This is a genomic window from Rhodopseudomonas julia (genome assembly GCF_030813515.1).
GTDB lineage: Bacteria > Pseudomonadota > Alphaproteobacteria > Rhizobiales > Afifellaceae > Afifella > Afifella julia.
The window spans coordinates 63,410-88,411 of record NZ_JAUSUK010000002.1; the positions used below are offsets into that span (position 1 = coordinate 63,410).

At 63.5% G+C, this 25,002-nt stretch carries 27 protein-coding genes; 10 read left to right on the top strand and 17 right to left on the bottom strand.

Annotation, left to right across the window (positions count from 1 at the left end):
• Positions 1 to 3: 3 nt before the first annotated feature.
• From efeO (J2R99_RS09405) to efeO (J2R99_RS09415), 3 genes are read left to right on the top strand one after another with little or no spacing between them, the layout of a single operon-like run.
• On the top strand, positions 4 to 1,146 hold the full coding sequence (efeO, locus tag J2R99_RS09405) for an iron uptake system protein EfeO (RefSeq protein WP_307154249.1): 1,143 nt from the start codon (positions 4 to 6) through the stop codon (positions 1,144 to 1,146).
• Position 1,147: 1 nt separating this feature from the next.
• The gene (efeB, locus tag J2R99_RS09410) at positions 1,148 to 2,479 is read left to right on the top strand and encodes an iron uptake transporter deferrochelatase/peroxidase subunit (RefSeq protein WP_307154250.1); all 1,332 of its coding nucleotides are present in this window, start codon (positions 1,148 to 1,150) and stop codon (positions 2,477 to 2,479) included.
• Positions 2,480 to 2,508: 29 nt separating this feature from the next.
• Positions 2,509 to 3,345 (top strand): iron uptake system protein EfeO, encoded by an 837-nt coding sequence (gene efeO, locus J2R99_RS09415; protein ID WP_307154251.1) that lies wholly within the window; start codon positions 2,509 to 2,511, stop codon positions 3,343 to 3,345.
• 126 nt (positions 3,346 to 3,471) lie between these two features.
• Here the strand turns inward: efeO (J2R99_RS09415) and J2R99_RS09420 are convergent, their stop codons facing one another.
• The gene (locus tag J2R99_RS09420) at positions 3,472 to 5,280 is read right to left on the bottom strand and encodes an ABC transporter transmembrane domain-containing protein (protein ID WP_307154252.1); all 1,809 of its coding nucleotides are present in this window, start codon (positions 5,278 to 5,280) and stop codon (positions 3,472 to 3,474) included.
• 209 nt (positions 5,281 to 5,489) lie between these two features.
• On the opposite strand from J2R99_RS09420, the gene rpmE reads away from it, so the two are divergent.
• On the top strand, positions 5,490 to 5,711 hold the full coding sequence (gene rpmE / locus J2R99_RS09425; RefSeq protein ID WP_307154253.1) for a 50S ribosomal protein L31: 222 nt from the start codon (positions 5,490 to 5,492) through the stop codon (positions 5,709 to 5,711).
• A 316-nt stretch (positions 5,712 to 6,027) separates the two neighbouring features.
• On the opposite strand, the gene rcdA is transcribed toward rpmE, so the two are convergent.
• Together rcdA and J2R99_RS09435 are read right to left on the bottom strand one after the other, a co-directional pair.
• Complete coding sequence (gene rcdA, locus J2R99_RS09430; RefSeq protein WP_307154254.1) at positions 6,028 to 6,552, bottom strand: protease adaptor protein RcdA; 525 nt, start codon at positions 6,550 to 6,552, stop codon at positions 6,028 to 6,030.
• A gap of 319 nt (positions 6,553 to 6,871) precedes the next feature.
• On the bottom strand, positions 6,872 to 7,060 hold the full coding sequence (locus tag J2R99_RS09435; RefSeq protein ID WP_128290982.1) for a DUF1192 domain-containing protein: 189 nt from the start codon (positions 7,058 to 7,060) through the stop codon (positions 6,872 to 6,874).
• A 139-nt stretch (positions 7,061 to 7,199) separates the two neighbouring features.
• Here J2R99_RS09435 and J2R99_RS09440 point away from each other — a divergent pair, with 139 nt between their 5' ends.
• From J2R99_RS09440 to J2R99_RS09450, 3 genes are all read left to right on the top strand, one after another.
• Complete coding sequence (locus J2R99_RS09440; RefSeq protein WP_307154255.1) at positions 7,200 to 8,204, top strand: NAD(P)H-quinone oxidoreductase; 1,005 nt, start codon at positions 7,200 to 7,202, stop codon at positions 8,202 to 8,204.
• A gap of 139 nt (positions 8,205 to 8,343) precedes the next feature.
• Positions 8,344 to 9,030: a DUF1013 domain-containing protein gene (locus J2R99_RS09445; protein WP_092815458.1), complete on the top strand. Its 687-nt coding sequence runs from the start codon at positions 8,344 to 8,346 to the stop codon at positions 9,028 to 9,030.
• A 43-nt stretch (positions 9,031 to 9,073) separates the two neighbouring features.
• Positions 9,074 to 9,838 (top strand): TSUP family transporter, encoded by a 765-nt coding sequence (locus J2R99_RS09450; RefSeq protein ID WP_307154256.1) that lies wholly within the window; start codon positions 9,074 to 9,076, stop codon positions 9,836 to 9,838.
• A gap of 93 nt (positions 9,839 to 9,931) precedes the next feature.
• On the opposite strand, the gene J2R99_RS09455 is transcribed toward J2R99_RS09450, so the two are convergent.
• Together J2R99_RS09455 and J2R99_RS09460 are read right to left on the bottom strand one after the other, a co-directional pair.
• Positions 9,932 to 10,681, bottom strand: coding sequence for a YebC/PmpR family DNA-binding transcriptional regulator (locus J2R99_RS09455; RefSeq protein WP_092815465.1), 750 nt, complete (start codon positions 10,679 to 10,681; stop codon positions 9,932 to 9,934).
• A gap of 221 nt (positions 10,682 to 10,902) precedes the next feature.
• The gene (locus J2R99_RS09460; protein WP_307154257.1) at positions 10,903 to 11,031 is read right to left on the bottom strand and encodes a hypothetical protein; all 129 of its coding nucleotides are present in this window, start codon (positions 11,029 to 11,031) and stop codon (positions 10,903 to 10,905) included.
• Between J2R99_RS09460 and J2R99_RS09465 the strand changes: the two genes are divergently transcribed.
• On the top strand, positions 11,030 to 11,287 hold the full coding sequence (locus J2R99_RS09465; RefSeq protein WP_128290985.1) for a YjhX family toxin: 258 nt from the start codon (positions 11,030 to 11,032) through the stop codon (positions 11,285 to 11,287). The two genes, J2R99_RS09460 and J2R99_RS09465, sit on opposite strands and share 2 nt — an antisense overlap.
• 99 nt (positions 11,288 to 11,386) lie before the next feature.
• Here J2R99_RS09465 and J2R99_RS09470 read toward each other — a convergent pair whose 3' ends face one another.
• The 4 genes from J2R99_RS09470 to J2R99_RS09485 all read right to left on the bottom strand — a co-directional run bounded on the left by J2R99_RS09470 (position 11,387) and on the right by J2R99_RS09485 (position 15,319).
• Positions 11,387 to 12,406, bottom strand: a complete 1,020-nt coding sequence (locus tag J2R99_RS09470; protein WP_307154258.1) for a response regulator — start codon at positions 12,404 to 12,406, stop codon at positions 11,387 to 11,389.
• 24 nt (positions 12,407 to 12,430) lie between these two features.
• Positions 12,431 to 12,850, bottom strand: coding sequence for a response regulator (locus J2R99_RS09475; RefSeq protein WP_307155668.1), 420 nt, complete (start codon positions 12,848 to 12,850; stop codon positions 12,431 to 12,433).
• Positions 12,851 to 12,889: 39 nt separating this feature from the next.
• Positions 12,890 to 14,362 (bottom strand): sensor histidine kinase, encoded by a 1,473-nt coding sequence (locus tag J2R99_RS09480; protein WP_307154259.1) that lies wholly within the window; start codon positions 14,360 to 14,362, stop codon positions 12,890 to 12,892.
• 195 nt (positions 14,363 to 14,557) lie between these two features.
• Positions 14,558 to 15,319 carry a Crp/Fnr family transcriptional regulator gene (locus tag J2R99_RS09485; RefSeq protein ID WP_092815480.1) on the bottom strand — a complete coding sequence of 254 codons (762 nt, stop codon included), beginning with the start codon at positions 15,317 to 15,319 and terminating at the stop codon, positions 14,558 to 14,560.
• A 396-nt stretch (positions 15,320 to 15,715) separates the two neighbouring features.
• On the opposite strand from J2R99_RS09485, the gene J2R99_RS09490 reads away from it, so the two are divergent.
• Together J2R99_RS09490 and J2R99_RS09495 are read left to right on the top strand one after the other, a co-directional pair.
• Positions 15,716 to 16,294: a biliverdin-producing heme oxygenase gene (locus J2R99_RS09490; protein ID WP_307154260.1), complete on the top strand. Its 579-nt coding sequence runs from the start codon at positions 15,716 to 15,718 to the stop codon at positions 16,292 to 16,294.
• Positions 16,287 to 18,836: an HWE histidine kinase domain-containing protein gene (locus tag J2R99_RS09495; protein ID WP_307154261.1), complete on the top strand. Its 2,550-nt coding sequence runs from the start codon at positions 16,287 to 16,289 to the stop codon at positions 18,834 to 18,836. The genes J2R99_RS09490 and J2R99_RS09495 overlap by 8 nt, the downstream gene beginning before the upstream one ends.
• Positions 18,837 to 18,838: 2 nt before the next feature.
• On the opposite strand, the gene J2R99_RS09500 is transcribed toward J2R99_RS09495, so the two are convergent.
• The 8 genes from J2R99_RS09500 to J2R99_RS09535 form a co-directional block, all read right to left on the bottom strand.
• Positions 18,839 to 19,360, bottom strand: a complete 522-nt coding sequence (locus J2R99_RS09500; RefSeq protein ID WP_307154262.1) for a GNAT family N-acetyltransferase — start codon at positions 19,358 to 19,360, stop codon at positions 18,839 to 18,841.
• 124 nt (positions 19,361 to 19,484) lie between these two features.
• Positions 19,485 to 20,033 carry an NADPH-dependent FMN reductase gene (locus tag J2R99_RS09505; RefSeq protein ID WP_307154263.1) on the bottom strand — a complete coding sequence of 183 codons (549 nt, stop codon included), beginning with the start codon at positions 20,031 to 20,033 and terminating at the stop codon, positions 19,485 to 19,487.
• A 3-nt stretch (positions 20,034 to 20,036) separates the two neighbouring features.
• A complete protein-coding gene (locus J2R99_RS09510; protein WP_307154264.1) occupies positions 20,037 to 21,068 on the bottom strand; it encodes an aldo/keto reductase in 1,032 nt (343 codons plus the stop codon).
• A 95-nt stretch (positions 21,069 to 21,163) separates the two neighbouring features.
• A complete protein-coding gene (locus J2R99_RS09515) occupies positions 21,164 to 21,985 on the bottom strand; it encodes a transglutaminase-like domain-containing protein (protein WP_307154265.1) in 822 nt (273 codons plus the stop codon).
• A gap of 64 nt (positions 21,986 to 22,049) precedes the next feature.
• The gene (locus J2R99_RS09520; RefSeq protein WP_307154266.1) at positions 22,050 to 22,943 is read right to left on the bottom strand and encodes a transglutaminase family protein; all 894 of its coding nucleotides are present in this window, start codon (positions 22,941 to 22,943) and stop codon (positions 22,050 to 22,052) included.
• 153 nt (positions 22,944 to 23,096) lie between these two features.
• The gene (locus J2R99_RS09525) at positions 23,097 to 23,522 is read right to left on the bottom strand and encodes a GFA family protein (protein ID WP_307154267.1); all 426 of its coding nucleotides are present in this window, start codon (positions 23,520 to 23,522) and stop codon (positions 23,097 to 23,099) included.
• A gap of 63 nt (positions 23,523 to 23,585) precedes the next feature.
• A complete protein-coding gene (locus tag J2R99_RS09530) occupies positions 23,586 to 24,416 on the bottom strand; it encodes a TIGR00282 family metallophosphoesterase (protein WP_307154268.1) in 831 nt (276 codons plus the stop codon).
• Positions 24,413 to 25,000, bottom strand: a complete 588-nt coding sequence (locus tag J2R99_RS09535; protein ID WP_307154269.1) for a 5-formyltetrahydrofolate cyclo-ligase — start codon at positions 24,998 to 25,000, stop codon at positions 24,413 to 24,415. The genes J2R99_RS09530 and J2R99_RS09535 overlap by 4 nt, the downstream gene beginning before the upstream one ends.
• Positions 25,001 to 25,002: the final 2 nt, after the last annotated feature.

The following is a 25,002-nucleotide window of genomic DNA, read 5'->3' on the forward strand; positions in this document are numbered from 1 at the left end:
CTCATGTCCCTTGCCATCGCCGGCGCAGCGCTTCTCGCCATCGCCGGCGGCGCGGCCTTCTATTATGCGAGCCAGCATGCCGCGGGGCGGGCAGACACAACCGATCAGTTCCGCGTCGCCGTCAGCGCCACGGCCTGCGAGCCGAACGAAATCACGGTGCCCGGCGGCAAGCGCTCGTTTGAGATCCTCAACACATCCGAGCGGCCGATCGAATGGGAAATCCTCGACGGCGTCATGGTCGTGGCGGAGCGCGAGAACATCGCGCCGGGCTTCAAACAGACGCTGACGGCGCAGCTTCGCCCGGGCGATTACGAGATCACCTGCGGCCTTCTCTCCAATCCGCGCGGCGTCCTGCATGTGACGGAATCGGAAGAGGCGCGGACGGCGGCGAGCACGGTCGGCCTCAGGAATTTCCTCGGGGCCTTGTCGGAATACAAGGTCTACCTCGTGCAGCAGGGGATGGCTGCGGTTGCCGCCAGTGAAGCGCTCGCTGCGGCGATCAAGGCCGGCGATCTTCAAGAGGCGCAGGATCTGTGGGTGGCCGCGCGGCTTCCCTATAAGCGCGTGGAGCCGGTCGCCTACCGCCTGTCGGATCTCGAAAACGCCATCGATCCGGTCGCGGATTATCTGGAAAAGCGCGAGGCCGACCCGGCGTTCACCGGCTTCCATCGTCTCGAATACGGGCTCTTTTCGGAAGAGACGACCGAGGGGCTGGCGCCGGTCGCCGACGAACTCGTCGCCAATATGGGCGAACTCAAATCGCGCCTCGGCAAGCTCAAGCTCGATCCGGCGCTGTTGATGGCGATCCCGGGCGATATGGCGCGGCAGCTGTCGGACGGGAAAATCAAGGCGGGCGAAGACCATTACGCCCACACCGATCTTGCCGATTTTGCCGCGAATTTCGAGGGCATCGCCAAGATCACGGGGCTTTTGCAGGCCGTCGTGGAGCCGGTCGATCCGGCTCTCGAGAAGGAGATCGATGCGAAGTTGAAGGCGGTGGAGATGAAGCTCTCAGAGCTTTCCGGGCCGGATGGCTACCCGTCCTACGACAGCGTCGACGAGGCCGCGCGCGCCTCCCTCTCTGCGGCCTTCCAGGAACTCGCCGACGTCCTCGACCGGCTCGACCAGGTGATCGGAGTGAGCTGAGATGACAGATAGGATCAAGGACAACACGGCGCGTTTGGGCTTCGGCTGCCCGTTTGCGAGCCGCCGCCAAGTGCTCCTCGGGCTCGGTGGCGCCGGCAGTGCGCTTGCCTTGGGAGCGGTCCCGGCACTGGCCGAAGAGGGCGACGGGCATCAGGTCACCGATGCGCCGACGGGTCTCAACAGCACGTCGGAGCGGGTGCCGTTCTATGGCAAGCATCAGGCGGGGATCGTCACGCCGCGACCGGCGACCGGCATCATGGCGGCTTTCGATGTCGTCGCACGCACGCCGGACGACCTGGAGACGATGCTGCGCAAATTGACGGAGCGCATCGTCTTTCTGACACAAGGCGGCGAGGTGCCGGAGCTCGATCCGAAGCTGCCGCCGCCGGATTCCGGGATTCTGGGGCCGGTGGTGGCCCCGGACAATCTGACCATCACCGTCGGGCTCGGCGCCTCCTTGTTTGAACGCCGGGAGTTTTTGACCCCTCTGAAGCCGCGCACGCTTCAGCGCATGACGCAGTTCCCGAACGACGCGCTCGATGCGGAGCGCTGTCATGGCGATCTTTCGCTGCAGTTCTGCGCCAATCTGCAGGACACCAATATTCACGCGCTGCGCGACATCGTGAAGAACCTGCCGGAATATCTGGTGCTGCGCTGGATGCAGGAAGGCGATGTCCCGGTCATTCCGCCAAAGCCCGACGGGGAGACGGAAAGCGCGCGCAATTTCCTCGGCTTTCGCGACGGCTCCGCCAACCCGGATTCCAACGATCGCGACCTCATGCAGAAGGTCGTGTGGGTCGGCGAGGGCGATGACGAGCCGCAATGGGCCCATGGCGGCACCTATCAGGCGGTGCGCATCATCCGCAATTTCGTCGAGCGCTGGGATCGCACGCCGCTCAAGGAGCAGGAAGAGATATTCGGGCGCAAGAAGGACAGCGGCGCGCCCTTCGGCGGGACGCGCGAAAGCGATGTGCCGGATTACACGCGCGATCCACAGGGCGAGCTGACGCCGCTCGATTCCCATATCCGGCTCGCCAATCCGCGCACGCCGGAGGCCGACGACAATCTCATCCTGAGGCGACCGTTCAATTATTCGAACGGCGTCACGAAGTCCGGCCAGCTCGACCAGGGGCTCTTGTTCATCGCCTACCAGGCGGATCTGGAGAAGGGCTTCATCGCCGTCCAGACGAAGCTCAATGGCGAACCGCTGGAGGAATACATCAAGCCCGTCGGCGGCGGGTACTTCTTCGTCCTGCCCGGGGTCTCAAGCCCCGATCGATATCTCGGACAGGACCTCATCGAAGCGGTTTCGACCGCCGATACCCCCATCTGAACCGACCTAGGGAAAGGAAAGATACCCTTATGAACTTCACCCGACATCTGCGCGCAGGCGCCCTGGCATTCGCTCTCAGCACCACGGCTCTCACCGGGGCCATGGCGCAAGACGCCTCGCTCGACCTCGTTGAGCCGCTTGCCCAGTACAAGATCTACGTGGCCGAAAACACCGCAGAGCTGGTGAAGGACACGCAAGCTTTCGTCGCAGCGATCAAGGCCGGCGATGTGGAGAAGGCGAAGGAGCTCTTCGCGCCGACGCGCACGAGCTACGAGGCTGTGGAGCCGATCGCCGAGCTCTTCTCCGACCTCGACGTCTCCATCGACGCCCGCGCCGACGATTACGAAAAGGGCGAACAGGACCCGACTTTCACCGGCTTCCACCGCCTTGAATATGGCCTGTGGGAAGAGGGTTCCACGGACGGGCTCGACGAATACGCCGATCAGCTTTTGTCGGACGTGAAAGACCTCAACAGCCGTATCAACGAGCTGACCTTCCCGCCGGAAGTGGTCGTCGGCGGCGCGGCCGCGCTCATGGAAGAGGTTGCGGCAACAAAAATCTCGGGCGAGGAAGACCGCTACAGCCGCACCGATCTTTGGGACTTCAAGGCGAATTTCGACGGCGCCTACAAGATCTTCGATCTCTTGAAGCCGGTCCTGGAAGAGAAGGATTCGGAGGAGTTCCTCAAGACGGTCCAGGGCAATTTCGACGATGTCTATGAGGTGCTCGAAGAGTACGAGACCGACGAGGGCGGCTACGTCTCCTACACGAAGCTCAGCGATGAAGATCGCAATCTCCTCTCCACCAAGGTGAATACGCTGGCGGAAGATCTTTCCACGCTGCGCGGCAAGCTCGGCCTCGGCTGAGCCCTCTGCGAAGAGTTGGGAAGGCCGTCTCTGACGGCAACACGCGTGAAACAGGAAGCCCCGCTGCGGTTGGTCCGCAGCGGGGCTTTTTCGATGCGTGCCTCGGAAGCGGTGTGACGCGCCGTCCTATTCGGCGGCGGCAGATTCCGGCTCGCGGGCGCCGTCATTGAACTGCAGCTCGGCGAGACGCGCATAAAGGCCGCTCTTGGAAATGAGCGCCTGATGCGTGCCTTCCTCGACGAGCGCGCCGTTCTCCATCACCAGGATGCGATCGGCATTGCGCACGGTCGCCAGCCTGTGGGCGATGACGAGGCTGGTGCGGTCCTTCATCAAGGTTTCGAGAGCGGCCTGGACGGCGACTTCGCTTTCGGCGTCGAGCGAACTCGTCGCCTCGTCGAGGAGCAGGATCGGGGCGTCTTTCAAAAGCGCGCGGGCAATGGCGATGCGTTGTTTCTGACCGCCGGAAAGCGTGATGCCGCGTTCTCCGAGCACCGTGTCGTAACCTTCCGGGAGCGCGCGGATGAATTCGTCGGCATTGGCAGCCCGGGCCGCCGCCTCCACGTCCTCGCGGCTCGCGGCCTCGTTGCCAAAGCGAATATTTTCGAAGGCTGTGGCGGCAAAGATCGCCACGTCCTGCGGAACGAGCGCGATGCGGCGGCGGACCTCTTCCGGATCTGCCTTGGTGATGGGAACGCCATCCACCACGACCGAACCCGTCTGCGGGTCGTAAAAGCGCATCAGGAGCGCGAAGACCGTCGATTTGCCGGCGCCCGAAGGCCCGACAATCGCCACGCGTTCGCCCGCCTTTATGTCGAAGACGACGTTGTGGAGCACCGGCCCTGAACCTTGCGGATACGCGAAGGAGACGTCGTCGAAGCGCACCTCGCCGCGGGCCGGGGTGGGCAGGGCCACAGGATTTTGCGGCTTCTTGATTTCGGGTTCCGTCTCCAGAAGCTCGACGATCCGCTCGGTGGCGCCGGCGGCCTGGCTGATCTCACCCCAGACCTGGCCGATCTCGCCGAGGCCCGCGGCTGCAAACACCGAATACAGCACGAACTGGCTGAGCCGACCGCCCGTCATGGTGCCGTCGACGACTGCCTGCGCGCCCCACCAGAGGACCACGACGACGCTCGCAAAGACGATGAAAATGGCAAAGGCGGTGAGGGCCGCGCGCGCCGCCGTGGCGCTGCGGGCGGCCTGGAAAGCATCCTCGATGCGCACGCCGAAATAGCGCCGCGCCGGGGTCTCCTGATTGAAAGCCTGGACCGTGCGCACGCCCGAAATCGCTTCCGAGGCATAGGCGGATGCTTCCGCCAGACGATCCTGGGCGAAGCGCGAACGCTGGCGCACGCGGCGACCGAACCACAGGATCGGTACGACGATGAAGGGGATCGCAGCCAGAACCAGCGCCGACAGGCCGGGGCTCGTCACAACCATCATCACGACCGAGCCGAGGAACATCATGATGTTTCTGAGCGCGACGGAGGCGGCGAAGCTGATCGCCGCGCGGATCTGCGTCGTGTCGGCAGTGAGGCGCGACAGAATCTCGCCCGAACGCGCCGTATCGTAGAAGCCCGCGGAAAGCTGCATCATCCGCGTGAAGAGTGCGTCGCGCAGGTCTGCGACGATGCGCTCGCCAAGCGTGGTGACGAGATAAAAGCGCGCAGCGCTCGCCCCCGCCAGGACGCCCACCACCACGAGCAGCATGGTGAAGTAACTGTCGATGAAGCCGACGTTGTCGGCGGAGAAGCCGAAATCGACGACGCGCCTCACCGCCATCGGGATCGCGAGTGTTGCCAGTGTCGCAAGGATCAACGCGGCAAGCGTTGCTGCGACACGTCCGCGATATCTGGCGAAATAGGGGACAAGCGCCTTGAGAGGGCGCAACGACGAGCGGCCGGCCTTGCGGGGCCTTTTAGAAGAGCGATCGGTCATTTGTTTTTGCAGGGAGCACGATTGGACATGTGGTGCAAGGGTTGCGGCACGGACTTGATAGCGCATGCCGGCTTCTGTATATCGCCGACGACAATTGCCTTTCTGCGCGGCGACAGCCGTGGCGTGACGATGGGCGCAGCGACGAAGGGCACGGGCCTTGGGCGAGAGAGCCGAAGGCAGGCGGGCCGCTCCAACCGACGAGACGAGACATGAAGAAAGACATCCATCCGGATTATCATCCGGTCAAGGTCGTGATGACCGATGGCACGGAATACTGGACGCGTTCGACCTATGGCGAGGATGGTGCCTCGCTGCAGCTCGACATCGATCCTTCGACGCATCCGGCCTGGACCGGCGGCGGCCAGCACCTCATCGACCGCGGCGGACGCCTGTCGCGCTTCAAGAACAAATACGCCGGCTTCCTCAGCTAAGTCGCGTTGCCCGCTCCTGTCGGAGCGACAAGACGCGGCCGCTGACAAACGCCGCCAGCGTTCGTGGAACGCCAGAATCGAAAAGGCCGCTCCGAAGGGGCGGCCTTTTTTGTTGCGGCGCGCTTGGTCGGCGCTGTTTTTGCGGGCGGTGTCTTTGCAGATGGTGTCTTCGCAAGCGCTGGTTGGGGCACACGCCCGTAATCTCGGTGCCTCGGACGAGACGTCGTCTTTCCGCGAGATTGCGCCCATCCGTAAGATTGCGGCTGGCCGAGATGTCGCTGTGGGGGCGCTTCGCGCCGGCTTTTGCCCGTGGGCCTCAGCCGACACGTTTCTCGAAGGCGTCCTGGAGGACGGCAAGCTGGCTTGCCACCGGGCTTGGAGCTTCTTCCAGGGTCGAGCGTCCGTCGTCGAAAAGCGCCGTGTCGATCATCTGCACCCGCTTCTGCAGGGAAACGGAGCGGTTGATCAGTGCCTTGAAATCTTCCGGCAGTTCGTCCCAGCCTGGCCCTCGCATGGAGGTCAGAGCTTGATCGAGGCGGATCTTGTGCTTTTCTTCCGCCGCCTGGTCGAGTGTCATCTCGCCTTCGTTCACCGCACGATGCAGAAGGAGCCAGGAGGCGAGCTGCATCAGCCGCGTGGTGAGGCGCATGGATTCGGTTGCGTAGACGATGGAAGCGGGTCGATTGAGCCCGGACGCGGCGACGCGACCTTCTCCATCGAGATAGGCTGCCGTCTCCTCGACGAGCTGCATGCCCGCCTGGAACAATTCGCTGAATGTCTGCGAATGCGCATAAGCGCGCCCGAAAGACAGTGGCTCTTCGCGGCTACCCGTTTGACGCATGGACTTGATCCCTTTTGGCTATTCAATGCCGAGGGCCGCGCCTCGGCAAGTGCGGGAGCCGGGTTCTCCACCGGCTTCTCGATCGCGGAGCCATTTCGACACTCCGACGAGGTCGAATTCAAACGGATTGTAATCAAATAGTAAAGATCGCGACGCGGCCCAAAAAAAGAGCCGCTGGGCGGCTCTTAGGCTGATACAGGGAGGCGTCAAACAGAGTGAACAGGATCACTCAGATCCAAACCTGATTGGATAGCGTCATTAGAAATTAGAAAGGTTAATTCGCAGTTAAGCGTCGAGCGACAAGCTTAGCGATCGCCGACTAGCGCTTGAAAACAGCATCGGCCGCGGCGCGCCCGCCTTTTTTGCGCGTCAGCTCCTGTTGGATGCGCGCGATTTCCGCCTCGCACAGCGCGATGCGCTCCTCGAGCTCGTGTTCTGAAAGGAGCGAAAGATCCTCTCCCACCGTATGGACCGGCTTTTTGACCGGCCTGTCGTCGTCAGCAAACATCGTCGCCCATCTGGTTTCGGCCTTTGGCGCGAAGGATAACGCTGCATCCGCTGGCTGTCAGCGTTTCATTGCCGGTGCTTCACCCATTCAAAATCCGACTTTCACGCGCTAGGTTCACTGCAGATTGTGGGGAGGATGCATGAACATTCCGCAGACGATGGAAGCCGTCGCCATCACCGAGCCGGGCGGGCCGGAGGTGCTGGCTCTCGAAGAGCGCGCTGTGCCGCAGCCGGGAGAAGGCGAGCTTCTCGTCAAGGTCGCGGCGGCGGGCATCAACCGGCCTGACGTTTTGCAGCGGCTCGGTCGTTATCCAGTGCCGAAGGGAGCCTCCGACATTCCGGGGCTCGAAATTTCCGGCCATGTGGTGGCGGCGGGCGAGGGCGCGGAACGTTTCAGCGTCGGCGACGCGGTCGTGGCGCTTCTGCCCGGCGGCGGCTACGCCGAATATGCGACCGTGGCGGAAACGAACGCTCTGCCTCTGCCCCAGGGGTTGTCGCTTATCGAAGGCGCGGCCTTGCCGGAAACGACTTTTACGGTCTGGCACAATGTCTTCGAACGGGGCTCGCTCAGGCCCGGCGAGACGCTTCTCGTTCATGGCGGCACGTCCGGCATCGGCACGACGGCAATTCAGCTCGCCAAGGCGTTCAACGCGCATGTTCTGGTGACGGCAGGCTCGGATGAGCGCTGCGAGGCGGCGAGGCGCATCGGCGCTGACCGGGCGATCAACTACAACAGCGAAGATTTCGTCGAGGTGGTGCGCGAGTTTACCGGCGGCGAGGGCGCCGACGTCATCCTCGATATGGTCGGCGGCAGCTATACCCAGCGCAATTTGCAGGCGGCGGCGGTCGACGGACGGATCGTGCAGATCGCCTTCCTCAAGGGGCAGCGCGCGGAGGTCGATCTCGCGCTGATCATGCAGAAGCGGCTCATTCTGACGGGCTCGACCTTGCGGCCGCAATCGGTGGAAGCGAAGGCGGAACTCGCGCGTATGCTGGAGGAAACGGTGTGGCCGGCGATCGCGGCTGGACGCTACACGCCGGTCATTCACGCGGTGGTGCCATTTGCCGATGTCGTGGAAGCACACCAGATGATTGATGCTGAACATGTCGGCAAGATCGTCTTGAAAGTCGATCCGCGCGCATAGCTTTGCGACCTCAAGCTTATCGCAACGGCGCATTGCGTGCTTCGTCGGGTGCCCGTATATGTCGGGCAACTTCCCGTCCACCGACGTGAATCACGCTCTGCCGGAGACCCTCCGGCAGAGAACACAGGAGGATCATGCCATGGCGTCAACGCCTCTGATGCCGAAAGCGACCGCCGTATGGCTGGTCGACAATACTTCGCTCACCTTCGAGCAGATCGCACATTTCTGCCGGCTGCACCCTCTCGAAGTCAAAGCGATCGCCGATGGTGACGCCGCCCAGGGTATCAAGGGTATCGATCCGGTGATCGGCGGACAGCTGGCGCGCGATGAGATCGAAAAGGCCGAGCGCGATCCGACCTATCGGATGAAGATCCTGGTCTCCAAAGTGCGCGTGCCGGAGACGAAGCGGCGCGGACCGCGCTATACGCCCGTTTCCAAGCGGCAGGACCGGCCGAACGCCATTTTGTGGCTGGTGCGCAATCATCCGGAACTGAAGGATTCGCAGATCATCCGTCTCGTCGGCACCACCAAGCCGACCATCGAGGCGATCCGCGAGCGCACGCATTGGAACTCGGCGAACCTGCAGCCGGCCGACCCTGTCACTCTCGGCTTGTGCTCGCAGCTCGAACTCGACCTCGAAGTCCGCAAGGCGGCGAAAAACGCCCCCGCCGTGGAAGAGGAAGGCGCACGCCTTCTGTCCGCGGAAGAGACGACACGCCGTCCGCAGCCTTCCGAAAGCGATACGGGACACGAGCGCGAGCCCGACATCGATCCGGATTCGGTTTTCGCCAAGCTGAAGAATTTGAAGTCGAGCGACGTCACCTGATCTCGCGTGAGCTCAGTTGAGAGCAGCTGAGTTTTCGGGAGGCATGGTGGAAAAATTTCTGACGGTGGCGGGTGATCCCGCCACCCTCTCTTTGACCCTGGTGGTGCTCGTTGCCGGCACCGTCAGAGGCTTTGCCGGGTTCGGCGCCGGCCTCGTCTTCGTCCCCTTTGCGGGATCTCTGATCGGACCTCGCGCCGCGGTCATCGTCTTGTGGGCGATCGATTCCCTGCCGACGCTTCCCATCCTTATTCCAGCTTTGCGCGTGTGCAATTACCGCTCCGTCCTGCCGGCAGCCGGCGGCGTGGCACTGTGCGCGCCTTTCGGTGCCTATCTCCTTGCGACGGCGGACCCGCTTGTCTTGCGCTGGGGCATGTCGGGGGTGGTTCTCGCGCTCGTCGTCCTGCTCGGCTCCGGCCTGCGCTTCACCGGGCCACGGCGCCCCGCCTCCGCCTTCGGCGTCGGCATGCTGTCGGGGCTTCTCGGCGGTGCGACGCAGCTCTCCGGGCCGCCGGTCGTCGTGTATTGGATGAGCGGGCACGAGGCGGCGGCGGAAATCCGCGCCAATCTCATCGTCTTCTTCGCGCTGTCGACGGTGATCACGGGGCTGTCGTTCTGGGCGAACGGCATCTTCAGCGAGGCGGCTCTGATGCGCGCAGCGATCGCCGCGCCCGTCTATTTCGTCGCGCTCATTCTCGGACAGAAGATGTTCGGTTTTGCCTCCGAAAAGGTGTTCCGGAGGGTGGCACTCGGCCTCATCGTGGCAGCCGCCATCATGGCCTCGCCCGCCTTCGACGGGGTGCTGCGGTAGGCGTGGGAGGCAGCCGGCCGGATGCCGGCTGCCCGTTTTCCGTGGGCTTTTTCGTCTGCGCGATCTTCGCGTCGACGGGCTCTTTCCGAAGGCTCAGGCGGCGGAGAGCCGCTCCATGACCTCGGCATCGACGTCGAAGTTCGCATAGACGTTCTGCACGTCGTCATCGTCTTCGAGCGTCGCGATGAGCTTCATCAGCGTACCGGCTTTCTCTTCATCGACCGGCGTCAGGGTCTGCGGCTTCCAGATGGCGCGCACGGATTCCGCGTCGCCCAGCGTCTCGGCAAGCGCGGAGGAGACGTCGCCCAGATCCTCGAACTCGGTGAGGATGGTGTGGCCTTCCTCGTCGCTTTCGACGTCGCTGGCGCCGGCCTCGATCGCGGCTTCGAGTACCTTTTCCGGATCGCCGGTGGAGGCCGGGTAATAGATCTCGCCGACGCGCTCGAACATGAAGGCGACGGAGCCGGTCTCGCCGAGGGAGCCGCCGTTCTTGGCGAAATAGGAGCGCACCGCGCCGGCCGTGCGGTTGCGGTTGTCGGTCATCGCCTCGACGATGAAAGCAACGCCGCCCGGGCCATAGCCTTCGTAGCGGATCTCTTCGTAATTGTCGCTGTCGCCGCCGCTCGCCTTCTGGATCGCACGCTCGATGTTGTCCTTCGGCATCGACTGCGCTTTGGCATTCTGCACGGCCAGGCGCAGGCGCGGATTGGTGTTGGGATCAGGGTCGCCGACCTTGGCGGCGACGGTGATCTCCTTCGACAATTTGGAGAACAGCTTGGAGCGGGCCGCATCCTGGCGGCCCTTGCGGTGCATGATGTTCTTGAACTGTGAATGGCCCGCCATTGCGGTTTTACCTGCGTCTTGTCGTGAATGTCTCTGGGGAACGGAGGATATAATGGGGAGTGGCGAAGGCGTCTAGGTGGGGAAGGAGACGATCGACTGTTGCCCCGCCGCATTTTGCGCCTGCGGCATAGCGGTCACTTGCCGCAATTGATGCCGGTGAGTAGGTGCTGAGGCAACGCGCGGGGTTTTGCCGCGCGATGGAGCCTTGATGCTGGAGATTGTCAGAGCCCTCTGAGGCTCCCCTGGTCGTTGATCCAGGTGGAGACGCGAAGCGGCAGAACGAACGGGCGCGGCCTGAGGGCGGCGCGTGCGCTCTGCCCCGTGCTTTCTCCGATCCAGGCGTTTTCCATGAATATCTCGAAGTTCGAGCAGCGCGTGTTGCACGCGCTCGCTCAGGGCGGACGCATCCGTCATGAACGAAGCGGTGGTCGCAAGATCACCCACGTCACCTGTTTCACCCGCGACGGTTTCGTGCTCTCCGATTGCACCTTGCCGGTCTTTTCCCGGCTTCTGTCGAAGGGGCTGATCGAATCGCGCGGCGGCGCGCCCTATCAGATTTCTGAACGGGGCCGCCGCAGCGTGCGGGCACAGCTCGACAATCGGTGAAGACCCGCGGGCGGTGAAGACCCGCGGGCGGTGAAGACCCGTGGGCGGTGAAGACCCGTGGGCGGTGAAAAAAATCGGCCGGCGAGGCGCTTTCAGGCGCTACGCCGTTTTGACCAGCATAATGCGGGTCGGCGGCCCGCCTTCATAAGACATCTCGGCATTCAGGCTCCTCGCCATTGCGGTGACAAGCTTGGTGCCGAGACCCGTGCCGGTGGGGGTCGCTGCGCCGTTGAAGCCCTTGCCGTCGTCCTCGACGCTGAGGCGGAAGCCGCCAGGCAGGGTCGTGAGGTCGACGCGGATGTCGCCGTCCTCTTCCTCGCCGTAAGCGTATTTGCAGGCATTGGAGACGAGCTCGTTGACGACGACGCCAAGCGAGACGGCCTGATCGGTGGTGAGGCGCAGCCCGTCGGTGGTGAGATGGACGCGGCGCGCCGCGGTCTCGCTCGACCAAGTCTCTTCCAGGCCGGCGGTGAGCGCGCTCAGATAATCGCCCATCTCGACGCTGTTGATATCCTGCGAGGTGTAGAGCCGGCGATGCACCTGACCAATCGCATAAACGCGCTGCTGCGTGTCCTTGAGTGCGATCTTCGCCTCTTCCGCTTCGACGGCGTTGGCTTGCATCTGGATGAAGGAGGAGACGATCTGCAGCGAATTGGCGACGCGGTGATTGGCCTCCCGCAGAAGCGCCGTGAGGCGCTCGTTGGAGGCTTTGAGCGCATGCTCCGCCTCATACTGTGCTGCGACCAGACGCTGATGTTCGAGTGTCGTGGTGAAGGAGGAGGCCAGAAGGTCGAAGAATTCCTCACCGACCGTCTTCACCACGTAATCGCGGGCGCCCGCCTTGAGGGCTGCCACCGCAACGGAGCTTTCCTCCGAACCCGTGACATAGACGACCGGGGGAGGCGAGGGCAGCGCGTTGATGAGAGGAAGCGCGTCGAGCCCCGTCTTGCCGGGCATGTAATGGTCGATGGCGACGAGGTCGAACGTGTCTTTCTGAAGAAGGGCGAGCCCTTCGTCGGCGCTGGCGGCGGTGGTGAGTTCGTAACCGCGGCGGGCAAGCGCGCGGCGTGTCAGGCGCCGTAGCCCCTCGTCGTCGTCGATATAGAGAATGCGCGGCATTTCATCCGGTTCTTCAAGGGGTAATCAGGCTTCGATCTCGGGTTCGGGAACCTGGATAACCGAAATGAACAGGCCGAGCTGACGGATCGCCTGGGCGAAGGATTCGTACTCGACGGGCTTGGTAATATAGACGTTGGCGCCGAGATCGTAGCAGCGCTCGATCTCCATCTTGTCGTCGGTGGTCGTCAGAACCACGACGGGCGTGCGGCGCAGCGGGCTGTTCTCCTCTTTCATCCTTATCAGGATGTCGGTGCCGCTCATGTCGGGCAGGTTGAGGTCGAGAAGCACCAGTGCCGGGCCATTATGGGTCGGGCCCTCGGGGCTGTTGAAGAGGAATTCGACCGCGGCCGTTCCCTCGACGAAATGGCGGACCGGGTTGTTGACGCCGGCGCGCCGGATGTTCTTTTCGATGAGACGCGCATGCCCCTCATCGTCTTCGATCATGATGATGGTGACCGGTTGATGGCTCGACACGACGGGTCCCTACGCTTTCTGCAATTCCGGCGGCATTGAAAGGCGGAAGGTGGCGCCTTCGTCAAGCGTCGAATCGCACTCGATCGTTCCACCAAGGCGGTAGGCCAAAGCACGGACATGTGCGAGGCCTATGCCCTCGCCCGGCTGATCTTGCGATCCGGAACGGCGGAAGAGGTCGAAGATGCGTTCGTGATCCCTCGGATCGATGCCGCGACCGTTGTCTTCAACTTCGATGATGATGCGCCCGGAATGCTGACGGCCACGCACCTTGATCAGGCCGGGGCGCCCCGGTTTCAGGTATTTGACGCTGTTCTCCACAAGATTGGAGATGATCTGCTCGATGGCCAGGCGATCGGTCACCAGGGTCGGGATCGGTTCGATGCGGATTTCCGCGTCGAGCTCCTGAAGGCGATGCTGCAGCGTGTCGGCGATGCCGGCGACGAGGGCGTTCATGTCGAGCTTCTCGGGCGAGAGAACGCGGCGCCCGGCCCGCGACAGATGCAGGATGGCGTTGATCAGGCGGTCCATCTTCTGCGTCGACGAGCGGATGAAGCCGATGGCTTCGGGAAGATCCTCTTCGATCGTCAGTCGCACCTCTTCGGTGACGAGATCGGGCGCCTCTTCACGGGCTTTTTCGATCAGCTCGGTGAGCGGCTTCGTCGCCACCTCCAGCTCGCTGGTGAAGCCCATGACATTGACGAGCGGCGAGCGCAGGTCGTGGGAGACGATGTAGGCGAAGCGCTGGATCTCGTCATTGGCGCGCTGCAATTCCGTCGTGCGCTCGGCCACAGCCGATTCCAGATCCTCGTTGAGAAGCTGCAAACGCGCACCGGCCGTCGCCAGCGCATGGACGTTGCGGCGCGTCGCCCAAATCGTACCCGCCGCGAGCGCCACGAACACGAGGCCCGACAATGCCAGCACGACATAGGATAGCTGCACGTTGCGGAATTGGCGGGCGCGCCGCTCGACGAGCAGAGCCTCTTCCGCCTTCAGCATTTCGGCTGCCGCGGCACGGGCCCGGCGAATGACGTCGACGTCGTCGCGGTCGAACGTCATCTTGGGGGTCGCGTCGTCTCTCGCCCGGCGGCGGTTCTGAAGCGTGTCGCGGGCATAGGCGAGGTGGGTGGCGACGAGTTGCCGCAATTCCGCGAGGCGTTTCTGCTGGTCGCTGTTGTCGGTGATGCGGGCATCGACCGCATCCATGCGCGTCTCGATCTCGCCGGCGAGCTGTTCGAAGGCATTGGCGAAACGCTCGTCCGCCGAGAGGAGATAGCCGCGCCGCGCCGTCTCCGAACGTTCAATCGCGGCACCCAGTTCGGCAAGGCTCGCAGCGACTTCCTGTGTATGCGCCACCCATTCCGCGCTGACCTGGGTCTGGCGCAGCACGACCAGGAAGCTGACACCTACGGCAAGCAGCATGAGAAAGCCGCCGACGATTGCAGCCAAGATGAAGCGGCTGATGCGCCGTTCCGAATTTTTCATGGTTCTGGGTCACCCGGCAGGAAGAGAAGAGGCCATAGCCCGCTTGCAGGCGCGGCTCAATCGGTGGGAGGGACGCCGGCTAAGTTGCGCGCCTGATCGATCCAGGGCGGCGCGGGCGAAGGATCGGTGGCGGGCTCGTCCTCTCATCGCCGGTTTGGGTGCAGTGACCACTTCGTGCGGCCAGGCCGGTCGCCCTCAATGGACGTCCTGGTCGGGCTCCGGATAGACGTCTTTGAGCACGGCGTCGAAATGATGTTTCACGGCATCGTTGCACTTGCACGAGCGGGCATGGAGTGCGGAATGATCGCGCACCAGCAGCGAGCCGCGCTGTGTTTCCAGAATGCCTTCCGCCTTGAAGGTCTGCATGACGCGGCTCGTATAGGAGCGGCCGACGCCAAGCATGCGGGCGAGCTGCTCATGCGTCAGAGGAACGGTGTGATCACCGGTCCGCTCCATCGTGGCGATGATCCATTTCGCGGCCCGCTGATCGACGGAATGGATGGCGTTGCAGGTGATCGACTGCAGCATCTGCGCGACGAGGCAATCGGCGTAGCGCGCAAAGAGCTGCCGCACAGCCCGCGATTTCTGCTTCGCCGCCTCCAGCTCCGTGAGCTTCAGGCCGACGAACGGGCCTTCGAATTTGACGATGATACGCGAAAACGCCGGGAGACGACCGGCGCTGACGATGCCGCCGACGGCGCCTTCGCGGCCGATCAGAATGGTCTCGGTATCCTCACCGTCCTCGTTGGCGACGAGAAACGAAGCAAGCGCCGGTCCGCAAGGAAAGTAGACGTTGTCGACGTTGTCGCCCGGATTGTACATGACATGGTCGCTGTTGCGGTGCAGCAGCTGGAAATGCGGTTCAAGGAGGCCGTAATCCTCGTCCTTCAGGACCCTCAAGAGATTGTTGAGGGGGCGCGTCTCTGCCGGATGCTCCCGGGCAGGATTGTGTAACATGGGCGCTCGTCCCGCACGTGTGGTCAGTCTCCGCTTTTATGTGCTGTAGTGAACACAGCGCAACCCGTGATCTGTGGCGATTGTGCCGCACTCCGTCGCCTCCAGAAGGACGAGTTTGTCGCCTCATTGCGCAGGGCTGCCGGGGACATCGTGAACCGCGTGGAATGGTCGAAACCGGCAAAAGGCCGGTTTTCCGGCCGTTTGCACGCAAAATCGGCAACTTCGCTCATTCCTGTGTTCACAAGTGAACAGACAGGGGCGCGGAGTTCGTGCTTGCTAGCCATTCAGAGCTGGCTGAATTCATGCATCAGATTCGGCCCGCTGACCGCATCTGGGCGTAAGGCCAGTGGCACGTGAATGCGGTTGCACCCGACCGTTCATTAGGAAATTCTTTCATTGAGGTCTGTCCGCGCTCTTTTGCACGCCGCTACGGCCGAGCTTCATGCCGAGGTCGAAGCGCGTCTCAATCCCATGCTCGTGCAAGGCGAGACGGGCTACGCGTCGTTTCTGCGGGCGAATGCGGCCGCGATCGTGCCCGTGGAGGAGACGCTGGAGGTGGCCGGCATCGCAGCGCTGCTCTCGGACTGGGATATGCGGCGGCGGAGTTCGGCCCTGCTTGACGACATTGAGGCTTTGGGGGCGGAGCGCCCGCAGCCCGTCTCTTCGCCCGACATGCAAGGGGAAGCCTTCATGCTGGGCGCGGCCTATGTGCTGGAAGGCTCGCGCCTCGGTGCGAAGATCCTGACCCGTGACATCCTCGCCGATGCGGGGCCGCGCATGAGAGTGGCCTCCCGGTTTCTTCGTCATGGCGAGGGCCAGCAATTGTGGCCGAGCTTCGTCGTCAGGCTGGAAGGATCGCAGGCCGTGCAGGACGCGCCGGACGAGGCCGTGAAGGGCGCCGAAACAGTTTTCGCTCTTTTCGATGCGGCCGCGCGAAGCGTTGCACAGGCCGATGGGGTGCTCACCCATGTCTGATCCGACCCAATTCGAAGTCGACCTGACGAATTGCGATCGCGAGCCGATCCATCTGCTCGGTGCGGTGCAGCCGTTCGGATTCCTTGTGGCCGTGTCCCGTTCAAGCTGGGTGGTGACGCGGGTGTCGCGCAACGCGGCGGAGTGGCTCGGGCGTCCGGGTGAGGATCTTCTCGGCCTGCCGATCGACCACGTCTTTCTCGGGCAGGCCGTGCACACGATCCGCAACCATTTGCAGGGCGCGGTGATGGGCGAGACGGTGGCGCGCGCCTTCGGCGTGACGGTGACGGAAGCGGGCCTCCTCTGCGACATCGCGGTGCATCTGTCCGGCGACGAGGTGGTGGTGGAATGTGAGCGGTCGGTCGCCGAGCCCGCCGCCAATGCGGCCGCCATGGTGCGAGGCATGGTGGCGCGGCTGCAGCGCACGGATGATCTCAGAAATTTCTATCGCATCGCCGCGCGCGAAATGCAGGCTTTGACCGGCTTCGACCGGGTGATGATCTATCGTTTCGATCATGACGGGTCGGGCGAGGTGATCGCAGAATCGGCGCGCTCCGGCATCGGCTCGTTTCTCGGCTTGCACTATCCGGCGACCGATATTCCGCGCCAGGCCCGCATTCTCTACGAGAAGAACTGGCTGCGGATCATACCGGACATTTCTGCGGAGCCGTCGCCCGTCGAGCCGGCGCTCGATCACAACGGTCAGCCGCTCGATCTGTCGATGAGCATTCTGCGCAGCGTTTCGCCCATCCATATCGAGTATCTGCAGAATATGGGGGTCGATGCCTCCATGTCGGTGTCGATCCTGCGCGAGGGGCGGCTATGGGGGCTCTTCGCCTGCCATCATTACACGCCGCATCACGTCACCTTCGAGCGGCGGACGGCCGCCGAACTCTTCGGTCAGATGTTCTCGCTCCTGGTGGAAAATCGTGAACGCCAGACCGAAGCGGAATACGAGGAACGCTCCAATACGCTGCACAATAAGCTCGTTGCCGTGATGGCGGCCGAGGCGACGCGGTTTGAGAGCATCGTCGATCATCTCGACGAGATCGCCGATCTTCTCGTCTGCGACGGGATCGGGCTGTGGGTGGAGGGACGTGCCACCTTGAAAGGTCTGACGCCGAACGAAACCGATTTCGCCGGACTTGCGGGGCATCTGCGTGAAAAAGGCGTCGGCGAAGTCTATGCCCAGCACGAAATCGGCGCAGAATATGAAGCCGGACGTGCTTTTGCCGATCGTGCCGCCGGTATGCTCGTCGTGCCGCTGTCGCGGCAGCCAGGCGATTATCTGATCTTCTTCCGCAAGGAGGTGACGCGCAGCGTCAACTGGGCGGGCAATCCGGAGAAACCCGTGAGCGTCGGACCGCTCGGGGCCCGGCTCACCCCGCGCAAGAGCTTCGACATCTGGAAGGAAACGGTGAGCGGTCAGTCGATGCCGTGGTCTCCCGTGGAGGAACGGATTGCCGAGGGTCTGCGCGTCAGTCTTCTGGAAGTGATCCTGCAGCTGTCCAATCTGACGGAGGCGGAGCGCCGCCGCGCGCAGGAGCGTCAAAAGCTCCTCATCGCGGAACTCAACCATCGCGTCCGCAATATCCTGAGCCTCATTCGCGGCGTCATCAACCAGAGCAAGGATGCGACCAGCATCGAAGCCTTCACCGAAGTCGTGGGCGGACGCATCCAGGCGCTCGCACGCGCACACGACCAGATCACCTCGGACGATTGGAGCCCCGCCTCCTTCCGCAATCTGGTGACGACGGAGGCGGGCGCCTATCTCGGCGGCAAGGCCGACCGGGTCGTGCTGACCGGCTCCGACGTGCTCGTGCAGCCGGAGGCGTTCACGACCGTCGCTCTCGTGATCCACGAACTCATCACCAATTCAGCGAAATACGGTGCTCTCTCCGACAGCCGTGGCCAGATCGACATCATGACCGATTTCGATACGCTCGGCCGCCTCACGATCGATTGGGGCGAGCGCGGCGGCCCGCCGGTCAAGCCGCCGAAGCGTTACGGCTTCGGCTCCACGGTGATCGAGCAATCGATCGTGCACGATCTCGGCGGCGAGGCGAAGGTCGATTACGAGCTGACCGGCCTCAAGGCGCGCTTCGTCATTCCACCCAAACACTTTCATCGCAGCGAGATCGTCGTGGACAGATTGAATGAGGCCCCGAGGCTCGACGAGGCAGGCGACGCCTTGCCCGCTGACGTTCTCGTCGTGGAAGACAACATGATCATCGCGCTCGACACCGAGCAGATGCTTCTGTCGCTCGGTGTCGGAAATGTCCGCACCGCGAGCGGCGTGAGCGATGCACTCAAGGAGATCGAGCGTCAGGCGCCGGATTTCGCGCTTCTCGACGTCAATCTCGGCGCGGAAACGAGCCTCGAAATCGCCGAACGGCTGGCGGAGATGGATGTGCCATTCGCCTTCGCGACCGGCTATGGCGAGCAGGCGGCCCTGCCTGCGCCCTTCGATGCCACGCACAAAGTGCGAAAGCCCTACAGCGCGCAGTCGCTGCAGGCGGCGATGCTCGAGACCGAGCGCGCGTAGTTCTAGGAGGTCGCCTGAAAGGCCTCGTCAAAGACGATTTCGCCTGCCGGCAGGGTGTCGGTGAAGGGGAGGGCGAGCAGGTTTTCCGCCGGTATGCCCGGCACTCTCAGCTGCGGAGACTTCTCGAAGCCGAAGCGCTCGTAGTATGCGGGATCGCCGACGAGCACGCAGCCCGCGCTGCCGAGCGCACGCAGCTTCGTCAAGCCTACTTCCATGAGCACCGAGCCGACGCCTTTTCTCTGCACCTCGGGTAAGACGGCGATGGGGCCGAGCCCGTGCCAGCCCGTCGTCACCTGACCGTCGTCGCCGGTAATGGTGACAGGCGAGAAAGCGGCCTGGCCGAGGATATGGCCATCGGCTTCGGCGACGAGGGCAATCGTCGCCTTGCCGCGCCTCCATAGAGCATCGATGAGGAAGGCTTCTGTGCCCGTCGCGTAGGGCTTATGAAGGAAGGCCTGCCGCACCAGTTCCTTGACGGCCGTGCGGTCCGCCTCGTTTTGATCCCGGATCTGCAGCTCGCCCATTGTCCTCATCCGCCAGACAGCGCTCGGGGCAGATAAAGGCAATTATTTCAACGTGCAAGCGGGCGCGTGGCCGCGGGGGGAGGGCGGTCAGAGGGAGCGCCTTGCGACGCCCCTCGATATGGGTTCAGCCTGCGATCACGGCTTGCAGGCGTTTGAGGCCATCGCGGGCGAAATCGAGGATGGCAGGATCGACGAGACGGCCATCCCGCACCTTGTCACCGACATTGCCGATGACGATCTGCGGCCCGCCGACGAGGCGGCATTCTGCAGCGTGGAGCGTCTCGTTGAGCTGTGCCTGCGCGCGCACGCCGCCGGTGAAGGCGGGGGAGGCGGAAATGACCAGAACCGGTTTGCCCATGAGCGACGACGAGCCGCGCGGACGCGAGGCCCAATCGAGTGCATTTTTCAAGACGCCCGGAATGCCGTGATTGTATTCCGGCGTGGCAATGACGAGGCCGTCGCTTGCCGCTATCGCCTGGCGCAGTTCCTGGACTGGCGCGGGGGCGTCTTCGCCGTCGAGATCGGCATTGTAGAGCGGCAGGTCGATATGGCCGATCTCAAGCTCGACGGTGTCATCGTCCTCAGCGGCAAGGCCCTCTAGAACGGCGCGGGAATAGCTCTCGCGGCGAAGGCTCCCCGGCAGGCCGAGGAGTTTCGTCTTGTCGGATGGCATCGCTCAGACCCTCGGCATGGCCGGACCGTTGCCGGCCCCGGTTGTTTCGATGGCTTTGGCGATGTCAGCGAGATCGTCCTTGGTCAGTTCGAGCGTTGCCGCATCGATCCAGCCATCGACCTGACCCGGATTGCGGGCGCCGACGATGGCGCCGGTGACGCTCGGCCAGGCGAGGGTCCAGGCGACGGCGACGGCGGGCACCGTGGTGCCGTGCTTTTCTGCGATCGGCTTCAGGCTATCGGCAAGGGCGAGGTTCTTTTCAAGCTTTTCGCCGGTGTAGTCAGGATTTCTGGAGCGCCAGTCATCCTCTGGCAGGGCCCGTGCCCGCTCGACGCTGAAGCGGCCGCTCAGAAGGCCCGACTGCATCGGCGAATAGACGATGACGCCCGTCTCATGCGCGTCGCACCAGGGCAGTTCCTTCTCCGCCACCTCGCGTTTGATCGCCGAAAACGGCGGCTGCAGCGTGTCGACATGGCCGACGGTCTCCGCTTTTTGCAGCTGCTCGGCATTGTGGTTGGAGAGGCCGGCGGCGCGGATCTTGCCTTCCTTCTTCAGCTCCAGCAGCGTCTGCCAGTATTCTTCCACCGGCGTGCCGTCATTGGCGGGCCAGTGCATCTGATAAAGATCGATGCGCTCCACGCCGAGGCGCTTCAGCGAGGCTTCCACCTCGCGGCGCAGGCTGTCGGCAGCGCCGATGCGCGCCGGCATCTTCTTGCGGTCGTTTTCGTCCCAGACGAGACCGCATTTGGTGAAGACGTAAGGGCGTTCGCTGGCCGGGACATCGGCGAGCGCCTTCTTCACCACCTCCTCGGAATGGCCGAGACCATAGACGGCGGCGGTGTCGACCCAGTTGATGCCGCGGGACACGGCGTGACGGATGGCGGCAACGGATTCCGCATCATCCTGTGCGCCCCAGCCGACGGCCCAGTCGGGACCGCCGATCGCCCAGGCGCCGAAGCCGACACGGGTGATCTGCATATCTGTGCGGCCGAAGCGTTTCGTCGGCAGATTCGTCGTCGCTGGTGTGTCGAGCATGAAGAACTCCCGTTGTTTCCGTTGCGGTGCACATAAGGTCGGAACGGGATTCTTCAAAGCGGGAGGCTGGATTGCATGACCGGCTGGTGCGGCTTTCAGGCCGCGGCCTTTCCAACGATTTCGTCGGTGATCACCTTGAAGCCCGCAAGACGCGAGGCGCCGAAACTCGTGGAGATCGCCACGTCGGTCGCATCACGTCCGCGCGCCATCAGAATGCGCCCGATGCGCGGGTGATTGTGGCGTGCGTCGAAGGTGTACCAGCGGCCGTCGAGATAGGCCTCAAACCAGGCGCTGAAATCCATCGGGTTGACGTCTTCGGGAACGCCGATATCGCCGAGATAACCCGTGCAGTAGCGCGCGGGAATATTCATGCAACGGCACAGGGCGACGGCGAGATGGGCGAAATCGCGGCAGACACCCGTCTGTTCGTAATTGCCGTTCACGGCGCTGCGCATCGGATCGGCCTTCATGTAGTCGAAGGTGATGCGCTCATGGGCGTAGTCGCAGATGGCCGCGACCATCTTCCAGCCCTGCGGCACATGACCGAAGAGCGACCAGGCGAGATCGGTCAGCCGGTCCGTCTCGCAGTAGCGACTGCCGAGCAGGAAGAGAAGCACGTCGTCGGGAAGTTCGTCGACCGGCGTCTGGCGCGCATCCGGCGCCACCTCGTCGGGGAGGCCCTCGTCGCGGATGGTGAATTCCGTCGACATGCGCAACAGCCCGGCGGGGGCCACGATGCGCGTGCAGATATTGCCGAAATCGTCACGATAGTCGCGCGACGGGATCTCCGGTTCGAACGTGATGTGATGTGGCGTTTCAAGGTCGCGCAGCCGCGAGGGATGCACCGATAGGGCAAGCAGCATCGGCGTCGGCTGCTGGCACTCATATTCGATTTCGAAACCGGCTCTGATCTTCATTTTCTCTCAAGTGCTTGGAGGGGCGGGCGGTTCCCTCCGAAACACGAGGAATTTTAGGAAAACCTCACCTTTCCTCCTCGCGCACGACCTTGACCATCACCTCCATGCCGAGATCGTCGTCCGGCATGCCGATATATGAGCCGGACAACGGCAGGACTTCGCTCGGCTCGCGGGCGACGGCGATGCGGATCAAGCCTTCATTGCCGAGGATGGCATTCGTCGGGTCGATGTCGACCCAGCCTGCGCCGGGGAGATAGACCTGCACCCAGGCATGGGTGGCGCCGCCGCCGTGAATGTCGTGGCTGTCGCGCGCCGGCACATAGAGATAGCCGGAGACGAAGCGCGCCGGCAGGCCGAGGGCGCGCAAGGCTTCAATCATCAGTTCGGTGAAATCGCGACAGGTGCCGCTGCGCAGTGTGAGCGTTTCGGCGGGATCCTGGATACCGTGGTCGCGGCGAATATAGGCATGGTCGTGCCGGATCGCGTGGATCATCGCGGTCAGCAGCTCGAAGGTCGGAAGCGGCTCCGAAGGGTCGAGAAAGCTCTCCGCCCAGCGCAACAATGTGCCGTCGGGGTCGGGATAGCGCCGGAAAAGGAAGGGACGAAGATCCTCTTTTTCCTCATCGCTGAGCGAGACCGGCAGGAAGCGCGCCTCCTCGTCCAGATTGATGCCGGCGGGATGCGAGCGGAAATGCGCGACGCGGATGACGCTTTCGAAAACGAGCGATGTGGCCAGGACCGAATTGCTGCCGCCACTGAAGCGCGCGACGCCGACGCGGTTGCCGAGCGCATCGTCGTGCCAGCGCAGGCTGACCGGCTCCGGCGTGATGGTGAGGGTGGAGGAGAGCAGGTGCTGGTCGTGCCCCTCGCGCGGCAGGAACATCATGCGATGCTCCCCGAAGCCGACCCGTTTCTGGTACCGATAGGTCGTGACGTGTGTGACTGTGTAGATCGGCACGACGGTGCGATTACCTCTCCTGAAGCGTTTCCGGCCGGGTGTCGGCGGGCGCTTCGGTTCCTGCATCCCCCACCATAGACCTAAAACGCTTGCGCCGGCGTGGAGATCGCAGCGAACCGCACACTCCGTGCGACAGGTGCCGAGGATGCGGCGTCAGGGGTGGGGCACGTCCGGCCGGTGGCGGGTGTCGTCGTCGTACTTTGCCAGAGTGTCGTCGAGATGCAGCCAGAAGAGTTTGGCCGTCACATAGGCGTGCCTGTCCGGCACGAGACGATCGGCTTCGTCGAAAAGCCCAGCATGGATGTAGATTTCGCCCGGGAGGCGGGAATCCAGATAGGTCAAGGGCGTGCCGCAATCGGGGCAGAAGGAGCGGGTGACGCCCGGAGAGGATTGCCGATCTTTCGGTGCGCCGTGCCAGGCGACGAGATCGCCCGGAAAGCCGGCCCAGACGACGGCCGGCGCGCCCGTCTGACGACGGCAATCGCGGCAATGGCACCAGGAGACCTGAAGAGGTTCGCTTTTCGCCTCAAAGCGAATGGCGCCGCAAAAGCAGCGCCCGTGCAAAGGCAGGTCGACCATTTCACGCGCCTTTCTCTCGACGTCCATTCCGGGGCGGCGAGTGCTCGCTCAGTCTTCGGCGGCTCAGTCGTCGTCGGTCCAGAAGGTCGGGACGGATCTTTCCAGATGCGGTCCGACCCTCACGGCCGCGACCTTCCTCGCCAGCCCGGTCGCATCATCGACGTCAACGGCGATCCCCGACAAGGTCGCTTCTTCCATTGCGGGCCCGAGACGACCGGAAGAGATTTTCGTCACAGCGCGATGCAGAGGTTCGTCTTTCTGCATGCCGATGATGGAATCGTAATCGCCGCACATGCCGATGTCGGTCATCATGGCCGTGCCGCCCGGCTGAATGCGGTAATCGGCGGTCGGCACGTGCGTGTGCGTGCCGACGACGAGGCTTGCTTTGCCGTCCAGAAAAGCCGCCATGACCTGCTTTTCGCTCGTCGCCTCGGCGTGGAAATCGACGATGATGGCGTCGCAGTCGCGGCCGAGCGGCATCGCGGAGATTTCTCTTTCCACGGATGCGATCGGATCATCGAGGGCCGTCATGAAGAGCTGCCCCATCACATTGATGACGAGGACGCGGGCACCGGACCGGGCCGTGTAGATGTTGGCGCCGCGGCCCGGCGTTTGCGGCGGATAGTTGAGCGGGCGCAGAAACCGTTCCTGCCGTTCGGCAAAAACGAGCGCCTCCTTCTGGTCGAAGGCGTGGTTGCCTGTCGTGATGCAATCGGCGCCGGCGTCGAGGAGCTCCTGGAAGATCTTTTCGGTGATACCGAAGCCACCGGCGGCGTTCTCGCCGTTGATGACGACGAAATCGAGCTTCCAGCGCTCGACCATGGAGGGGAGGTTGTGTCTGACCGACTTGCGGCCGGAGCGGCCGACGACGTCACCGAGAAACAGGATCCTCACAGGGCCTCCGTAGGCTTGGCGGTGGTGTCGATGAGCTCGTCTTCGGTGGCGATGAGGGGGAGGGGGATATCGTGATCTTCCATGGGAACAATATCGACCTCCTGACACGAGAAGGCGAGCCCCACAAGACGGGGTACGTGGCCGCGCGCCCGAAGCTCCGCCACCGCGGTGTCGTAATAGCCGCGACCATAGCCGATGCGCCCACCCGCGCGATCGAAGGCGGCAAGCGGCGCAACGATCAGATCGGGCGTCGCTTCGCCGTGATGAGGCGAGGGGTGACGGGTGCCGAAGGTGCCGGCCTCCAGGCTTTCCTCATCGAGAAAATGGCGGAAGACGAGGCGGTGGTCGACGATTGCCGGCAAAGCCGCTGTGCCGTCCTGTGCCGCGATGAGCGGCAGGAGCGGCCGGGGATCGATCTCGTCGCGGATCGGCCAGAAAAGCGCCACCGTCTCTCCTCGTCGCAGGAGCTTTTCGATGTGGCGGACAGCGTGGGCGGAGCGCAGGCGCCGCTCGCTCTCGCCGAGGGCTGCGCGCCGCAGCAATGCCTGCGTGCGAAGCTTGGCCTTGGCTGAGGAGACGTCCATGA

What these genes read in the sequence shown, in the direction of transcription:
- J2R99_RS09450 (WP_307154256.1), top strand. Translation starts at nt 9,074, where the DNA reads ATGGTGGAAAAATTTCTGACGGTGGCGGGTGATCCCGCCACCCTCTCT.
- J2R99_RS09445 (WP_092815458.1), top strand. Translation starts at nt 8,344, where the DNA reads ATGGCGTCAACGCCTCTGATGCCGAAAGCGACCGCCGTATGGCTGGTC.
- efeO (WP_307154249.1), top strand. Translation starts at nt 4, where the DNA reads ATGTCCCTTGCCATCGCCGGCGCAGCGCTTCTCGCCATCGCCGGCGGC.
- J2R99_RS09535 (WP_307154269.1), bottom strand. Translation starts at nt 25,000, where the DNA reads ATGGACGTCTCCTCAGCCAAGGCCAAGCTTCGCACGCAGGCATTGCTG.
- J2R99_RS09500 (WP_307154262.1), bottom strand. Translation starts at nt 19,360, where the DNA reads ATGGGCGAGCTGCAGATCCGGGATCAAAACGAGGCGGACCGCACGGCC.
- efeO (WP_307154251.1), top strand. Translation starts at nt 2,509, where the DNA reads ATGAACTTCACCCGACATCTGCGCGCAGGCGCCCTGGCATTCGCTCTC.
- rpmE (WP_307154253.1), top strand. Translation starts at nt 5,490, where the DNA reads ATGAAGAAAGACATCCATCCGGATTATCATCCGGTCAAGGTCGTGATG.
- J2R99_RS09480 (WP_307154259.1), bottom strand. Translation starts at nt 14,362, where the DNA reads ATGAAAAATTCGGAACGGCGCATCAGCCGCTTCATCTTGGCTGCAATC.
- efeB (WP_307154250.1), top strand. Translation starts at nt 1,148, where the DNA reads ATGACAGATAGGATCAAGGACAACACGGCGCGTTTGGGCTTCGGCTGC.
- J2R99_RS09495 (WP_307154261.1), top strand. Translation starts at nt 16,287, where the DNA reads ATGTCTGATCCGACCCAATTCGAAGTCGACCTGACGAATTGCGATCGC.
- J2R99_RS09510 (WP_307154264.1), bottom strand. Translation starts at nt 21,068, where the DNA reads ATGCTCGACACACCAGCGACGACGAATCTGCCGACGAAACGCTTCGGC.
- rcdA (WP_307154254.1), bottom strand. Translation starts at nt 6,552, where the DNA reads ATGCGTCAAACGGGTAGCCGCGAAGAGCCACTGTCTTTCGGGCGCGCT.
- J2R99_RS09460 (WP_307154257.1), bottom strand. Translation starts at nt 11,031, where the DNA reads ATGGAAAACGCCTGGATCGGAGAAAGCACGGGGCAGAGCGCACGCGCC.
- J2R99_RS09420 (WP_307154252.1), bottom strand. Translation starts at nt 5,280, where the DNA reads ATGACCGATCGCTCTTCTAAAAGGCCCCGCAAGGCCGGCCGCTCGTCG.
- J2R99_RS09505 (WP_307154263.1), bottom strand. Translation starts at nt 20,033, where the DNA reads ATGCCATCCGACAAGACGAAACTCCTCGGCCTGCCGGGGAGCCTTCGC.
- J2R99_RS09470 (WP_307154258.1), bottom strand. Translation starts at nt 12,406, where the DNA reads ATGCCGCGCATTCTCTATATCGACGACGACGAGGGGCTACGGCGCCTG.
- J2R99_RS09440 (WP_307154255.1), top strand. Translation starts at nt 7,200, where the DNA reads ATGAACATTCCGCAGACGATGGAAGCCGTCGCCATCACCGAGCCGGGC.
- J2R99_RS09455 (WP_092815465.1), bottom strand. Translation starts at nt 10,681, where the DNA reads ATGGCGGGCCATTCACAGTTCAAGAACATCATGCACCGCAAGGGCCGC.
- J2R99_RS09435 (WP_128290982.1), bottom strand. Translation starts at nt 7,060, where the DNA reads ATGTTTGCTGACGACGACAGGCCGGTCAAAAAGCCGGTCCATACGGTG.
- J2R99_RS09525 (WP_307154267.1), bottom strand. Translation starts at nt 23,522, where the DNA reads ATGGTCGACCTGCCTTTGCACGGGCGCTGCTTTTGCGGCGCCATTCGC.
- J2R99_RS09465 (WP_128290985.1), top strand. Translation starts at nt 11,030, where the DNA reads ATGAATATCTCGAAGTTCGAGCAGCGCGTGTTGCACGCGCTCGCTCAG.
- J2R99_RS09485 (WP_092815480.1), bottom strand. Translation starts at nt 15,319, where the DNA reads ATGTTACACAATCCTGCCCGGGAGCATCCGGCAGAGACGCGCCCCCTC.
- J2R99_RS09515 (WP_307154265.1), bottom strand. Translation starts at nt 21,985, where the DNA reads ATGAAGATCAGAGCCGGTTTCGAAATCGAATATGAGTGCCAGCAGCCG.
- J2R99_RS09475 (WP_307155668.1), bottom strand. Translation starts at nt 12,850, where the DNA reads ATGATCGAAGACGATGAGGGGCATGCGCGTCTCATCGAAAAGAACATC.